This window comes from Psychrobacillus sp. FSL K6-4615, from assembly GCF_038008225.1.
In the GTDB taxonomy this organism is placed as follows: Bacteria; Bacillota; Bacilli; order Bacillales_A; family Planococcaceae; genus Psychrobacillus; species Psychrobacillus psychrotolerans.
Genome location: NZ_JBBOYQ010000001.1, coordinates 349,220 through 363,370, shown reverse-complemented (window position 1 = coordinate 363,370; position 14,151 = coordinate 349,220). Strand labels below are relative to the sequence as shown.

13 protein-coding genes and 5 tRNA genes are annotated in these 14,151 nt (G+C 37.4%); 10 read left to right on the top strand and 8 right to left on the bottom strand.

Features of this window, described 5'->3' with window-relative positions; genetic code table 11:
- The first annotated feature begins 146 nt into the window (after nt 1-146).
- Both MKX53_RS01790 and MKX53_RS01785 read left to right on the top strand, forming a co-directional pair.
- A complete protein-coding gene (locus tag MKX53_RS01790; RefSeq protein ID WP_340913210.1) occupies nt 147-1,211 on the top strand; it encodes a YeeE/YedE family protein in 1,065 nt (354 codons plus the stop codon).
- A 16-nt stretch (nt 1,212-1,227) separates the two neighbouring features.
- Entirely contained in the window at nt 1,228-1,452 is a 225-nt protein-coding gene (locus tag MKX53_RS01785) for a sulfurtransferase TusA family protein (protein WP_093536219.1), read from the top strand.
- A gap of 184 nt (nt 1,453-1,636) precedes the next feature.
- Here MKX53_RS01785 and MKX53_RS01780 read toward each other — a convergent pair whose 3' ends face one another.
- Together MKX53_RS01780 and MKX53_RS01775 are read right to left on the bottom strand one after the other, a co-directional pair.
- A complete protein-coding gene (locus MKX53_RS01780) occupies nt 1,637-2,416 on the bottom strand; it encodes a YqhG family protein (RefSeq protein WP_340761286.1) in 780 nt (259 codons plus the stop codon).
- A 26-nt stretch (nt 2,417-2,442) separates the two neighbouring features.
- The gene (locus MKX53_RS01775; protein WP_411748340.1) at nt 2,443-3,981 is read right to left on the bottom strand and encodes a DEAD/DEAH box helicase; all 1,539 of its coding nucleotides are present in this window, start codon (nt 3,979-3,981) and stop codon (nt 2,443-2,445) included.
- Nucleotides 3,982-4,240: 259 nt separating this feature from the next.
- Between MKX53_RS01775 and MKX53_RS01770 the strand changes: the two genes are divergently transcribed.
- The 5 genes from MKX53_RS01770 (at nt 4,241) to MKX53_RS01750 (ending at nt 4,930) form a co-directional block, all read left to right on the top strand.
- Nucleotides 4,241-4,333, top strand: a tRNA-Ser gene (locus MKX53_RS01770).
- A 146-nt stretch (nt 4,334-4,479) separates the two neighbouring features.
- Nucleotides 4,480-4,554: transfer RNA gene (locus tag MKX53_RS01765), tRNA-Met, on the top strand.
- 3 nt (nt 4,555-4,557) lie between these two features.
- Nucleotides 4,558-4,633: transfer RNA gene (locus tag MKX53_RS01760), tRNA-Asp, on the top strand.
- A 144-nt stretch (nt 4,634-4,777) separates the two neighbouring features.
- Nucleotides 4,778-4,853: transfer RNA gene (locus MKX53_RS01755), tRNA-Phe, on the top strand.
- A gap of 6 nt (nt 4,854-4,859) precedes the next feature.
- Nucleotides 4,860-4,930, top strand: a tRNA-Gly gene (locus MKX53_RS01750).
- A gap of 50 nt (nt 4,931-4,980) precedes the next feature.
- Here MKX53_RS01750 and tlp read toward each other — a convergent pair.
- Nucleotides 4,981-5,208: a small acid-soluble spore protein Tlp gene (gene tlp / locus MKX53_RS01745; RefSeq protein WP_340768044.1), complete on the bottom strand. Its 228-nt coding sequence runs from the start codon at nt 5,206-5,208 to the stop codon at nt 4,981-4,983.
- 219 nt (nt 5,209-5,427) lie between these two features.
- Nucleotides 5,428-6,339, bottom strand: coding sequence for a methyl-accepting chemotaxis protein (locus MKX53_RS01740; protein ID WP_340908618.1), 912 nt, complete (start codon nt 6,337-6,339; stop codon nt 5,428-5,430).
- A 556-nt stretch (nt 6,340-6,895) separates the two neighbouring features.
- Here MKX53_RS01740 and MKX53_RS01735 point away from each other — a divergent pair.
- The 3 genes from MKX53_RS01735 (at nt 6,896) to MKX53_RS01725 (ending at nt 9,415) form a co-directional block, all read left to right on the top strand.
- Nucleotides 6,896-7,537, top strand: a complete 642-nt coding sequence (locus tag MKX53_RS01735) for a hypothetical protein (protein ID WP_093536730.1) — start codon at nt 6,896-6,898, stop codon at nt 7,535-7,537.
- 120 nt (nt 7,538-7,657) lie between these two features.
- The gene (locus MKX53_RS01730) at nt 7,658-8,533 is read left to right on the top strand and encodes a radical SAM/SPASM domain-containing protein (RefSeq protein WP_093536226.1); all 876 of its coding nucleotides are present in this window, start codon (nt 7,658-7,660) and stop codon (nt 8,531-8,533) included.
- 69 nt (nt 8,534-8,602) lie between these two features.
- Nucleotides 8,603-9,415, top strand: coding sequence for an aldo/keto reductase (locus tag MKX53_RS01725; RefSeq protein WP_340908617.1), 813 nt, complete (start codon nt 8,603-8,605; stop codon nt 9,413-9,415).
- Nucleotides 9,416-9,465: 50 nt separating this feature from the next.
- Here MKX53_RS01725 and MKX53_RS01720 read toward each other — a convergent pair whose 3' ends face one another.
- From MKX53_RS01720 to xylB, 4 genes are all read right to left on the bottom strand, one after another.
- Nucleotides 9,466-10,524, bottom strand: a complete 1,059-nt coding sequence (locus MKX53_RS01720) for an aldose epimerase family protein (RefSeq protein WP_340908615.1) — start codon at nt 10,522-10,524, stop codon at nt 9,466-9,468.
- Between the two features lie 25 nt (nt 10,525-10,549).
- On the bottom strand, nt 10,550-11,542 hold the full coding sequence (locus tag MKX53_RS01715) for a Gfo/Idh/MocA family protein (protein WP_340908612.1): 993 nt from the start codon (nt 11,540-11,542) through the stop codon (nt 10,550-10,552).
- Nucleotides 11,543-11,590: 48 nt separating this feature from the next.
- A complete protein-coding gene (locus MKX53_RS01710) occupies nt 11,591-12,574 on the bottom strand; it encodes an aldo/keto reductase (protein WP_340908611.1) in 984 nt (327 codons plus the stop codon).
- Between the two features lie 64 nt (nt 12,575-12,638).
- The gene (xylB, locus tag MKX53_RS01705) at nt 12,639-14,138 is read right to left on the bottom strand and encodes a xylulokinase (protein WP_340908609.1); all 1,500 of its coding nucleotides are present in this window, start codon (nt 14,136-14,138) and stop codon (nt 12,639-12,641) included.
- Between the last annotated feature and the right edge of the window lie 13 nt (nt 14,139-14,151).

The window sequence follows — 14,151 nt, the reverse complement described above, 5'->3', positions numbered from 1 at the left end:
TTTTCATTTGCATCATCAAAATTCTTCACTTTATCTATGAAAATAATTTTCTCCTCCAAAATTACTATTGAAATAAATAATAGAATAATATAATATAACCCTATTAGTTTAGTCGGAATTAAAGGGAGGGTATTTATTTGGTACAAATGATTATTACTGGTTTGTTGTGCGGTGCTTTGTTAGGGTTTGTTATGCAACGAGGAAGATTTTGTTTGACTGGTGGCTTTCGTGATATGTATTTAACGAAAGACAATCGTATGTTCTATGCTTTACTAATTGCCATTGCCGTACAAAGTGTAGGTGTTTATACACTTGTCGCACTTGAAGTCATTCAAATTAGCACAGGTACTTTACCGTTATTTGCAATTATTTTGGGATCATTTATATTTGGTATCGGTATTGTGCTAGCCGGTGGTTGCGCTACTGGAACTTGGTACCGTGCTGGAGAAGGTTTAATAGGCAGTTGGATTGCATTAGCTGGTTATATACTTATGAGCACAATTATGAAAACAGGCCCACTCAGTCCGTTAAATCTAAAAATCCAACAGCCTCAATTACCATCGAATTCTATGGCAGATACTCTCGGAATAAACGTTTGGTTTTTAATTGCACTATTACTAGCTGTGGTAGGTTGGATTATTTATAAAGAAGTTACAAAACCAAAAGTAGTTATCCCAACACTTAAACCGAAAAAAACAGGGTTGGCACACATTTTATTTGAAAAGCGCTGGCATCCATTTTTGACTGCATTATTAGTTGGACTTATTGCAATTCTCGCTTGGCCATTAAGCTCAGCAACTGGTCGAATCGCAGGTTTAGGCATTACTACTCCTTCTGCAAATATCCTACAATATTTAACTACAGGAGATTTGGCATTCATTAACTGGGGAGTATTTTTAGTTCTTGGTATTTTGGTAGGGTCATTTGTTGCCGCTAAAGCCAGCAATGAGTTCCGCTTTAGAATGCCTGATGTAAAAACAGGATTAACTAGTTTTACTGGCGGTAACTTAATGGGATTTGGAGCAAGCTTGGCAGGTGGTTGTTCTATTGGGAACGGGTTGGTTATGACGGCTCTAATGACCTGGCAGGGTTGGATCGCATTGATCTTCATGATTCTTGGTACATGGACAGCTGTTTACTTCGTCTTCATTCGTGGAAGAAAGGAAAAGAAAAGTAAAGCCACTGTGCAAACAAGCATAACAACAGCATAAAGAAGGAGTGTCATATATGAAAAAAGTATTAGGTGTCATGGGAATGGTTTGTCCCTTCCCTTTAGTAGAAGCAAAAGAAGCAATCGCAGAGTTAAGCTCAGGAGATGAACTAGTAATAGAATTTGATTGTACACAAGCTACAGATACAATTCCTCGTTGGGCTGCAGAAGAAGGGCATAACGTTACTAACTATGAACAGGTTGGCGATGCCGCATGGACAATAACTGTTCAAAAGAAATAATAAACCGAAACAATAAGACATACGGTTCAGTAATTTCAAAATCTGTTTCTATCGTTTCGAAGTGAAGTGTTATGAACAGACGTTTGGCTCTTTTAATACCGATAATTTTTTGAGAGGCTAGACGTGACTAACATCATGTCCAGCCTCTCTTTTCTCGGTGATATTATGGATTTTTACAGGAAGTCTATTTTAAATAAAAGATACCTCCGTTTATAACTTCGATCTTTATCCGCGCTTCATACTGTTGTTCCAGTGCTGTTTTTTCCATCTCGTAGCTCTCAGGTCTTACCTCCACACCTTCATAGAAGAATTCTAGCACCCGCATATCTCGTTGCCATCTTTTTTTCGCTTGCTCAGCCCACGAATGGTCGTCCTGCTGAATCGCATTTTCAACTACTCCATCTAAACGCTCTAAACCGCGATTTGGTTTAATAACATAAGGTAGTAAAAAGGCATTTGGTGGCATAGAAGGAGCAATATTCATCTCGTTTAAAGAAGTATGAAAGTTGGATATTATATTGCCATTCATCAAGTTAATACCAAGGGAATGAAGTAACTCTTTTGTTTGATTGCTGTAATAGGATACTTTATAATTCACTCCTAGCCATGGAGTAAGTATTGGTCGGTTAATGGTTCCCTCTACCTGCTCAAACATTTGGATAAAAGAACCCATGTCATGCGTCACTTGAAAAAGTTGACTCAAACGCGGTGATCCAAAATGCACTAACTCGCCCTTAATATTCTCAGTCAACTTTGTTTGATCCGTTATTAATGTAAGCTGTGCCGGACAAGGTACTCCACCAGTAGTTTCTACATATTGCCAATAATAAGGCCTATTCATAATGCGTTTATCCATATCTATTGTCAGCTGAACCGTGAGATAATGATCCGTATCATTTACAAACTGACAATTATTTTCCGAGAAAAAAGTTCGTAAATATTGCTGAACCTGTTGTGGGTACATATATATCCTCCTTTACATGTCCCCGTTTAAATCGTCTGTTTGAAAGCGGACAATATATCATCTAAATCACCTACGACCTTTTCGAAAACATCAATTTTTTTGTAAAGTAGTTGCAATATATCTATCTCAATCGTGTTATCAATAGCTAAATTGTAAATATGAACATCATGTTCTTGCCCTAGCCGATGCACACGCCCAATACGTTGCTCCAATTTCATTGGATTCCATGGTAGATCATAATTTATCACATGGTGACAAAACTGGAGGTTTATCCCCTCTCCGCCTGATTCCGTTGCTATTAATACTTGCGCGTGTTCCTTGAATAAATGTTTCATATAATCTCGTTTATTTTTATTGAATTTCCCATTAAAAAGCACGCTTGTAATACCTTTTGTGTGTAAAAACCACTGCAAGTATGCTTGACTTGCTTTATATTCCGTAAAAATAATTACTTTATCCTGAGCTTTAGATACTATCTCAAATGCTTTCTCTGCTTTTGAGTTTATATCTAATGCCATTAACTTTTGCATAACATTTTCTACAGAATTATTTTCCTCTAAACTTGTACAATTTTGCCGCATTTTATTTAATGTCAGGAATGTCGCCTCCTTGCTACTACACATTTCCTTCTGTAGTGTAATCATCGAAAAAGCTCCTGAAAAAACAGGAGAAATATTCTTCAAGTCTAAGATTAGTTCATACACTTCTTTTTCTTCCGCTGTAAACTGTATGGGAATAATATTCACTTGACGATTCGTCCATTCTATCCCCGTGTCTTGTCTTCGGTTTCGGACCATCACTTGGTTTACCAGCTCTTTCAGGTAGTCATCATGCTCTAAATCATGCTTGCTTGCAGAGAACGCTGATTGAAACGTCTCATAATTTCCTAGGTGTCCAGGTTTTAATAGTGAAATAAGATTAAATAGTTCAAACACATCATTTTGAACAGGAGTAGCAGTTAACAATAAGCAAAATTTCTTCTTTAAACTTTGCACAAACTCGTAGATTTTAGTTTTGTGGTTTTTTAACTTATGTGCTTCATCAATAATGATCATGTCATAATCCTGTGCAAAGATAAGTTCTCTATGAGGACTTTTTTTGGCGGTATCCATACTCAGAACAACAACTTCACAATGTTCTAAAGGAGTATTTTTCTTATAAGCTACAGCGGGTATATAAAACTTATAATGCAGCTCCTCCACCCATTGATTGATAAGTGAAGCGGGAGCCAATATTAAAGCCTTCTTTACTAGCCCACGAACTAAATACTCTTTCAATATCAAGCCAGCTTCTATGGTTTTACCAAGTCCCACCTCATCAGCCAAAATTGCTTTTCCATTCATTCTTTCAATAACTGTTTCTGCAACCTTTAATTGATGTTCAAGTGGCTTTAAATTAGTTAAATACTTCGGAGATTGAAGTCCTGTGAACTCCGTGATTAAGTTATTTTGCGCAATACGATAGCTCATATTATAAAATGTCCAATTATCCCACGGTTCAATACCTTCTAATCGCTTAGTCAAACCCTCTGCCCATTCCGATGACTTTTCTATAATCATTTCCATCACCTCAGAATACTTTTCCTTAGGATGTCCCAAAAGTAGAAGTGTATGATTAAGTTTCTAAATAAAGAGAAATTGACTTAACAATCCTTTAGACACGTGATGTTTCTGGAAATCTAATTGAAAAAATAACCTAGAAAATCTACTGTTTTAGAAACTAATTTATTTTTTTCATAAATAACTATTGCCTTTCTAGTTAATAATGCTATATAATATAAAAGTCGCAAATGATTCGGAACTTATCCAATCAATTGTTAATCACGGAGGAATACCCAAGTTCGGCTGAAGGGATCGGTCTTGAAAACCGACAGGCGGGTCATACCGCGCGGGGGTTCGAATCCCTCTTCCTCCTCCATTTTTATTTTATTGTTGGTAGTTGTAACTTTTTATTGTCGCGGGTGGAGCGATGAGCAGTACGTAGACTGCGAATTGTGCCGACGGCAAGCGAAGCGAGGAAGGCACAAATCTTTCACGTAAAGTTTAATAGTAATTTTTTATTGTCGCGGGGTGGAGCAGTGGTAGCTCGTCGGGCTCATAACCCGAAGGTCGCAGGTTCAAATCCTGTCCCCGCAACCAAATGGTCCCGTGGTGTAGCGGTTAACATGCCTGCCTGTCACGCAGGAGATCGCCGGTTCGATCCCGGTCGGGACCGCCATTTTTTTATTTTGAGATTTTGAGATTGGTGATAAGCAAGAAGGTCGAGGAAGCGATTGAGTGATGGAAGGAGCGTACTAAAGTACGTGACTAACTGAACGAATGAAGCTGACAAAGAGATTCGCAGCTTAGCACAATCGAAGTTGGCTCAGTAGCTCAGTCGGTAGAGCAAAGGACTGAAAATCCTTGTGTCGGCGGTTCGATTCCGTCCTGAGCCACCATATTATGCGGGTGTAGTTTAGTGGTAAAACCTCAGCCTTCCAAGCTGATGATGAGAGTTCGATTCTCTTCACCCGCTTCTTAATTGCAGAAGACCTATTGATCAAATGATCAATAGGTCTTTTTTTATTATTTATTTCTATTTTCTGCTTCATCTAATATTTCTTTTCGGAAACCTTCGATACTCTCTTTTCGACGCTCATTTTTCTCTCGTATGGCTTCCTGATTATTTCCAATGGTATGTTCCATTGTCTCTTCGGCAGCCTCCATATTTTCAATTGTATTCTTCACCATTTTTTTTAGTTTTTTCGCATTATCTGATCGATCATCTGGGTTAGGTTTATTGTTATTAGTCACTTCAATTCCTCCTTGTTATTTCACACATAATTTATCGTCTCCTATATTTCTAAAATTATTCAGAGGTAGGTAAATCATAGGCAATTTTGTTAAAAATCAAAAAAAGCTTGGAGGAGCACTTCCAGGCTTTTTCCTATCCTTCGTTAACTGCATGGGGAACAAAGTTCATATGTAGTTAAATAATCGCTAATGGCCTCAGGAGTTGGAGATATTCGACTGTTAAATGAGCTCCTGGAATTTATGTGCACGGTCATCCAGAGCCTCAGCAGACGAAGAAATTTCAGCAAAATCTTGTATAGCTAAATGAATTTGCTGATGCGTTTTTTCTACGTTATCAGATACACGTGTGATATTCTCAGTCACTTGTTCGATTTCTCGTACAATCCCTTCAATATTTTCTTTTACTTCTGAAATAGATTGCTCCACTTGAACGGAGAGTTTTCTTACTTCCTTTGCCACTACTTCAAACCCTCGGCCAAATTCCCCTGCTCTTGCAGCTTCAATAGCAGCATTCAACGCCAATAGATTAGTTTGCGAAGCAATTTGTCGAATCGTCTTAACAATTCCTTTTATTGAATCAGTCTGGTTATGTAATCCTACCAAGTTATCTAGATTCCCTTGAGAATCCGCCGCAATTCGCTTGATCGTATCTCCTAATTCTTCACTTCTTGTTATACCAACTTCCGAGCGATTGAATAACTCCGCTGACATTTGTTTCAAGTCATCTGCAACTTGTACAATTGAATTTTGTCGGTTAGTAATATCGGTCGCTATTTTTAAAACTCCAATGACTTTTCTTCTAGTTCCTTCTGCAAAGACAGGCATATAAGTAGCTTCTAACCAAACACGATTTCCTGAAGCATCCATTCTCTCCACTTTGTCCTGAAAACTTTTTCCGGATAACAGATTCCTCCAAAACTTTTCGTAATCGGTGCTCTTCGCAAAAGCTGGAAAACAAAATTCTTCATGACTCTTCTCATACAGTTCTTCTATTGTATAACCTAAGGTTTGCGCAAACAGATCATTGACATATGCAACCTTCCTATTCATATCAAACCTAATAATAGCTAGATTATTTTTAATCGCATTCATTACAAGCTCGTCCGTCACATTATTATTTACTGTTATCATATTCGTCTATTCCCCATCCCATTTACTTTATCTATTTCTATCAACACTTGTATAATATTTCTTTGTTTATCAGTTATTAACGATTTCAATATAATCCGTTCATCCACAAAACGTTTCCTCATTCTAAAGGAGCAAGAATTTTATCTTCCACTCTATAATTCGCTCTTTTATAGCACTTAGGAATCACGATATGGCCTAGTTACTATTTAACATAAAAAAACAATAAATGTCAAAGATTATTTAAAATAATTATACAAACGTTATACAAACGTACTAGTAGATGTTTAATTCATACCAACAGCTAAATGATGAAAAGCCTTAATGTGCTTTACTCGCTCTTGAAGAAAAGGTCCTTCAAATGACAATTTGAACTTACAGAATAACCAATATTTCCTTTTATCTTCGTAGAGCTTTCTTTTAGGATTTCTAACGTTCTTTCATTTGTCTCATACCTCTCTAAAATTTTACTCCACTAACTTTTCTTATAATGAATGGAATAATCTTGTCCATTTAGGACAAGATAAATAGGAATAAAAGAAGAAGGGCGGTAATGACTATTACTACAGAATGGTTTGACAGAGTAACAGAGGAGCTACAGGATCACTTAAATTCGATTTGTGAGGAGTATGACCAAATTGGGCATATGAATATTAATCGTGCTTCTAAGCATCCAAGAATTGAATTTTTTGTTAGTACTGAAGATGAGGATCGAGATTATTTTTGTACCATTCTGTTTGATCCATATAACGAAGAGTTCTATGTAGAAAGCTTCGATGTCGAACTTCTTCAACCTACCAGAATTATATTGCACGATATTACGGATATTATAGAAGCTGTTCATGAAAGCTTTCACGAGTTTCTTACACACGATAGTGATAGTGAGTTAGTTTATTTGGATGATGATAGTGATGACGAGGATGATGAAATTACTATTGAGGAAATTGATGTAGAATGGGAAACTCCTGAGGTTACCGCTTTTCTAATTGAAGATAACGTTGAAGTTACCTATCAGTTCGGGGTAGATAACGCTAATGGCGATGGTGTTCTTCGAAGAGTAAATCGGCTTTGGACAGACGATGACGTCCTTGAGGACGAAAGCACCTTCACTTTTAAGAAGGATGAAGCCAGTACAATTATAGCTATGATTGCTAGTCATATGGATAGAATGGTCGGATACGATGAAATTATAGATTTATGATTTTTACCCTTAAATGGTCAAGTTGCCATTTGAGGGTTTTTTATTATGCTCAAAAGACATTAACAAAAGACGATATTCTGATAAAATGAAAGGAAACAGAAATGAAAGGGAGAACATACCTTGAAAACCTTCAAAAAAATGTATATTGAAATTACGAGTGTTTGTAATCTTGCTTGTAGTTTCTGTCCACCGACAAGTAGAGCAAAGAATATCCTTAAACTAGATGCATTTAATAAAACATTAGATCAGATACGACCACATACAAAATATATTTACCTTCATGTTAAAGGAGAGCCACTTTTACATCCAAGAGTCGATCAGTTATTAGAAGCTAGTCATGCCAAGGGATTTAGAGTTAATATTACAACCAATGGTACGCTTATCAATAAAAATCGACATAAACTATTAGGTAAACCAGCACTTCGTCAAATCAATTTCTCTTTACATAGTTTCGATGGTCATGAGGGATCCGAAAATCGAGAAAAATATTTAGGTGATATTCTAGATTTTGTTCGAGAAGCCAAGGAACATAATATCATTATTTCCTTCCGATTATGGAACTTACAGCGAGAACAGGTTTCAGAAATTGCACAACGTAGAAATCGCGAAACGTTGGAAATACTTGAGAAAGAATACAACTTAGACTATAAAATTGAAGAAAAAGTTCAACCCGGCAAAGGCATCAAAATTGCACATAATATATATTTGAACCAGGATCATGAGTTTCAATGGCCAAGTTTACTTGCACCGGAGGATGATGGAAAAGGATTCTGCCACGCTCTTCGAAACCAAGCAGCTATTCTTGTAGATGGAACCGTTGTACCATGCTGTCTAGATGGTGAAGGTGTGATTGACTTAGGTAATATTCATAACAATTCTTTCTCTGATATTATTGAGAGTGAACGAGCAAATAATTTGTATGATGGATTTACTAGAAGAGAAGCAGTTGAAGAAATGTGCAGAAAATGTGGATATAGACAGAGATTTGGTGTTTGATGCACTTATTGTTGGATACAAAGGAATCCGAATGGTAATATTATATTTTTAGAGAGGAGAGATATATACATGGAATTTCTAACACTTAGTAATGGATTGAAAATCCCTCAAATTGGTTTTGGTGTTTGGCAAGTTGATAACGAAACAGAAGCTCCAGCTGCTGTAGAAGAGGCTCTTCGCGTCGGCTATCGTCATATTGATACTGCAGCTACTTACGGTAACGAAGAAGGAGTGGCAAAAGGAATTGCTGCTTCTGGTGTTGCTCGTAAAGATATCTTCCTAACTTCAAAAATTTGGAACGATGACGTTCGTGCAGGCCGTACAAAAGAAGCATTTCAAGAGTCCCTTAACCGTTTAAACACGGACTATCTAGATTTATGCTTAATCCATTGGCCAGTTGACGGTATTGTAGAAGCTTGGCGTGCACTGGTTGAGCTGTACAATGAAGGAAAAATAAAGTCAATTGGTGTGTCTAACTTCAAAGAACATCACTTGGAGCAATTAGAGGCAGCAGGATTGATGACGCCTATGATCAATCAAATCGAGCTACACCCACAATTACCACAGCAGAACTATGTGAATTATTTATCCGACAAAGGTATTCATGTAGAAGCTTGGAGTCCCCTTATGCAAGGGAAATTCTTAGATTTTGAATTATTCCACCAGTTGGCTGAAAAATATGAGAAGTCTCCATCACAAATTGTGCTTCGCTGGCACTTACAATTAGGACGAGTTGCTTTACCAAAATCGATTACTCCTAGTCGTATTCAAGAAAACTTTAATGTCTTTGACTTCAAATTATCGTCTGAAGATATGGACGCAATTGCTAAACTAGCTACAAATGTTCGCATGGGTCCTGACCCAGACGAAATTCAGTTCTAATAAAAAAGCCGGAAGAAGTGTCTTAAACTTCTCTCGGCTTTTTTCATGTATTATTCTTCTGCTATAACTCCGAAAGAATAAATTGTTGTAGTCTTGTACTCATCCCCTGCTCGTAGAATAGATGAAAGGAAATGAGGATGATGAATTGAATCAGGTGGGCCTTGCGTTTCCAGGCACAAACCTAAATAATCTCTTAGCTCTTCGCCTCTCATAATCTCCGCATTGCCCATGTTATTTCCAGTATAGAAAACGACTGCAGATTCTGTCGTTTCTACTACTAGTTTACGACCACTTTCTACTTCTGTTAGTAACATTGCATTAAGTTCGTTTTCAGTAAATAAAAATGGATGGTCGTAACCGTTTCCGACTAATACATTTTGTGGATGAACAGAGGCCACTCCATCCATTATTTTACGGCCTTCTCTAAAATCAAATACAGAGTTCTCAACCGGTACTATATTTCCGGTTGGAAGAAACTCCTCATTTAACTCTAAATACAAAGGACTATCCATCGTTAGTGCATGGCCTAATACATCCCTTTTCAAATTCCCACTAAGATTAAAATATGAGTGATTCGTTACATTTACTAATGTGTCTTTATCAGAAATACCAGTGTATGTAATTAATAGCGTGTCTTCCTCGTGTAAAATGGTGTAATTTACTTTCATTTCTAGATTACCAGGGTATCCTTCTTCCCCATCTGCGCTTAAATAGGTAAACTCAATTGTAGTATCTTGGTCTCCTTCCAACACAGTAGCATTCCATATTGTATGACTAAATCCATTGAGACCTCCATGTATATGATTATTTTTATCGTTTTTTTGGAGATTGTAGATATCCTCTCCTATACAAAAAGTGTCTCCACTGATGCGACCAGCAACTCGACCTACAACTGCTCCTAAGTACTTTGGATTATGATCGTATTCCTCTAACGTATCATATCCGAGAACAACATTTTCATATTGTCCTGTTCTGTCGGAAGCTAAAACTTTTGTAATTACACATCCATAATTCATACAGGATACTTCAAAACCATTATTATTTTTAACTGTAAATAAAGTAACCGGTAGTCCATTTATATATCCAAATAGCTTTTCTTGCACTGACACTTAGCAACCCAATCCTTTCTTATTATTACTTCATCTCTATAAGTTCTCCGGTTTGTATAGAATGATAACATGCTTCTATCACTCGCATATTATTAATAGTAGAAACTCCTGAAATTTCTGGATTACTATTCATTTGTATGACTTTCGAAAAGTGCTCCACTTCTAGCCGGTATAGATCCCCGTATATATTCTCTTCACGCACTATGTCTGCCACTTGTGTTATTACCTTCCCTACTCCACCGTTATTATCTGGTCGAAAGGCAAAAGGCACTTTGATCGTTCCTTTTGTACCTATTACTTCATATTCATTTCTTCCAGTCATATCAAAACTGCAGTCAAATATGGCACGTACTCCCCCGCCCATGTTCAAATATCCAAAGGTGCTCAAATCTATACCTGTTTCAGGGTCAAGTTCCGCAAAGCATTGCACAGAAACTGGTTCGGCATCTAACAAATAACGAATCGCATGAATGCTATAACAACCCACATCATAAAGAGAGCCTCCCCCCTTTGCTTTGTCCATTCTAAATTTATCTACACGGGATTGTAAGTGAAAGGAGTGACTAGATTTTATAAGCTTTATGTCCCCAATTTCACCCGATGCTATTATTTCTTTTACGCGCTGATGCTGTGGATGTAGCTGGTACATGAAGGCTTCCATAAACTTTACATTGCTCTCTCGACATACTTCCACCATTTCTTCTGCTTCTTGGGCTGTTAAAGCTACTGGCTTTTCGCATAGTATATGCTTACCTTGCTTAGCTGCTTTAAATACCCATTCCTTATGTAAATGATTAGGAAGCGGGATGTAAACAGCTTCAATATCGGAATCGTTGAGAAGTTCTTCATAGCTTTCATAAGCTTTAGGGATACCTAGCTTAGAAGCTACTGGATGCACTTGAATTCCCCTACTCGAGATAGCTATTAACTCCGCATTATCTGCTCGGCCAATTGCCGGTATTAGTTGTTGCTGCGCAATATTTGCCGTACTTAATACTCCCCATCTAATGTTCTCCATTCAGTCATCTCCCTTTCCTTCAGACTCAAATTACTAACAAAAGTAATACTAGTAAACTCCTTTAATTTCACTATGGACTTCTTGCATATAAAACTTTGCTAGTTTTTGCATTTCCTCTTCTGTATAAGCACTAACATTAACTGCCTGTAGGTTATCCTTTACTTGAGCAACTGTTTTAAAACCAGGTATGACACATGAAATTTCTTCATGCTCCAGTATCCACTTTAATGCAGCTCGAGTCATATTTTCTCTACCTTCCGCAATCCATTCTAGTTTACCTGCTAACTCCACACCCTTTTCTAACCCTAATCCTGCAAAAGTTTCACCCACATTAAACGCAGCTCCGTCTTGGTTAAAGTTACGATGGTCATCCGATTCAAATTTAGTACCTATATTAAATTTTCCAGTTAGTAGTCCACTTGCAAGCGGAACACGCGCAAGGATTCCGACACTCTTTTCCTTAGCCTTTGGAAATAATTGATCCAATGGTTTTTGGCGAAAGATGTTGAATATTACTTGTAGGCTATCAACATTTGGTTGTTCTAAGCATAGTAGCCCTTCTTCAACCGTCTCCACACTAACACCATAATAGCGTATTTTACCTTGTTTCTTTAAGTGATCTAGCACTTCAAATACTTGACCATCTTTTAAAATTTCTAGAGGTGGACAATGAATTTGCAACAAATCAATTTGATCTCTACCAAGACGTCTTAAGCTATCATCACAGTACTTCGTAACACTTTCCATGGAATATGTTTTAGGATCATAAACATCACCCGCTCTGCAAAATTTCGTAGCTATATGAATCTCTCCATGTTTTCCTTTCGTTGCTTTGGCCAAAAGCTCCTCGCTATGACCATCCCCATATACATCGGCTGTATCAAAAAAGTTAACCCCGTTGCCAATTGCATAATCTAATGCTTTTAAAGACTCCTCGTCATTTGTTTTTCCCCATGCTCCACCTATTGCCCAAGTTCCAAAGCTAAGTTCACTTACCTTTAAATCTGTGCTACCAATTTGACGATAATTCATTTCGCCACTCCTCTCCCTTTGTAAATAAGAGCCTCAACTATGTAGTTGAGACTCGTTATAACACTTACTTGCGGAATTCCAAAAGTGCTTTATTTAGAACTTTTGTTTGACCATAAATCTGTTGATAAATAAGAAATAACTTTTTATATTTTTCCACATTTACGGGAATAGGATTAAACTGTTTATCTTCATTTAAAAAGTTAGCTGCACAATCTTTTAATGAATTAAACCACCCACAGCCATAAGCTGCTAGCATCGCTGCCCCCATTCCTGGTCCCTGTTCGCTAGTTAGTCGTACAATTTTCGCATCGAAAATATCTGCTTGCATTTGAAGCCAATCATCATTTTGAGCTCCACCACCAATTGATACAATAGTATCTATCAACTTCCCGTTTTTCCGAAAGATTTCAATAGATTCATGTAAAGAGAATGTTATTCCTTCTAAAACAGAACGAACAAAATCCTTGCGCTGATGCGAACTATCTATTCCTATGAAACTAGCACGAATTATTGCATCTGCATGAGGTGTTCTTTCTCCAACTAAATAAGGGGTAAACAACAATCCATTTGAACCTACCGGAACAGTATTTACCTCGGACAATAATTGTTGGAAAGATTCTTCACTTGCGAAAACCTCTTTAAACCACGTCAAGCTATGACCCGCAGAAAGCGTTACACCCATTGTATAAAAAGCATCCGAGACCCCGTGATTAAAATAATGAACCTTCCCATTAAAATTCTTATCTGGGGTTGCCTCATAAGATAATACAACACCCGATGTCCCTATGCTACAAAGCGTTTTTCCATCCTCTAAAATTCCAGAGCCAATTGCACCACAAGCATTATCCGCACCACCTGCAAACACTCGAGTTGTAGCTGATAGACCAGTGGCTTGTGCAATATCTAAAGAAATAGTACCAACTTCGTCATGGGAATCTAACAATGGCGGACAAATACTTGGGTTGATATCCAATAAACCACATATAGTTGTGCTCCATTCTTTTCTACCAACATCTAATAAAAGAGTTCCCGCAGCATCCGAATAATCTATATGAAGCTGACCTGTTAATCTGTACCGTAAATAATCCTTTGGAAGTACAAAAGTCTTTACCTGCTCAAATACTTGCGGCTCATGTTCTTTCACCCATAATATTTTGGGTAACGTAAAACCTTCCAAAGCGGGGTTTTTTGTTATTTGAAGCAGTTTATCTTCACCAATTACATTATAGATTTGCTGACACTGAGCTGTAGTGCGTGTATCATTCCAAAGAATTGCAGGACGTAATACCTCATTTTGTTCATCTAACAGAACAAGGCCATGCATTTGTCCCGAAAAACTCATCCCTTCAATATTCGCTATATCGCTTGGAAAATCCTTTAATAGCTCTTTTAAACCTACTATTGTTTGTTCCACCCAGTGCTCGGGATTTTGTTCGCTATAACCCGTTTTTTCCTGTATTAAAGGATAGGGTTTCGATACACTTTGAATGACTTCCCCACTAGTATCGACTAGCAATATCTTCACAGCGCTAGTTCCTAAATCTACTCCAATAACATATTTCATCACTTCAGCTCCT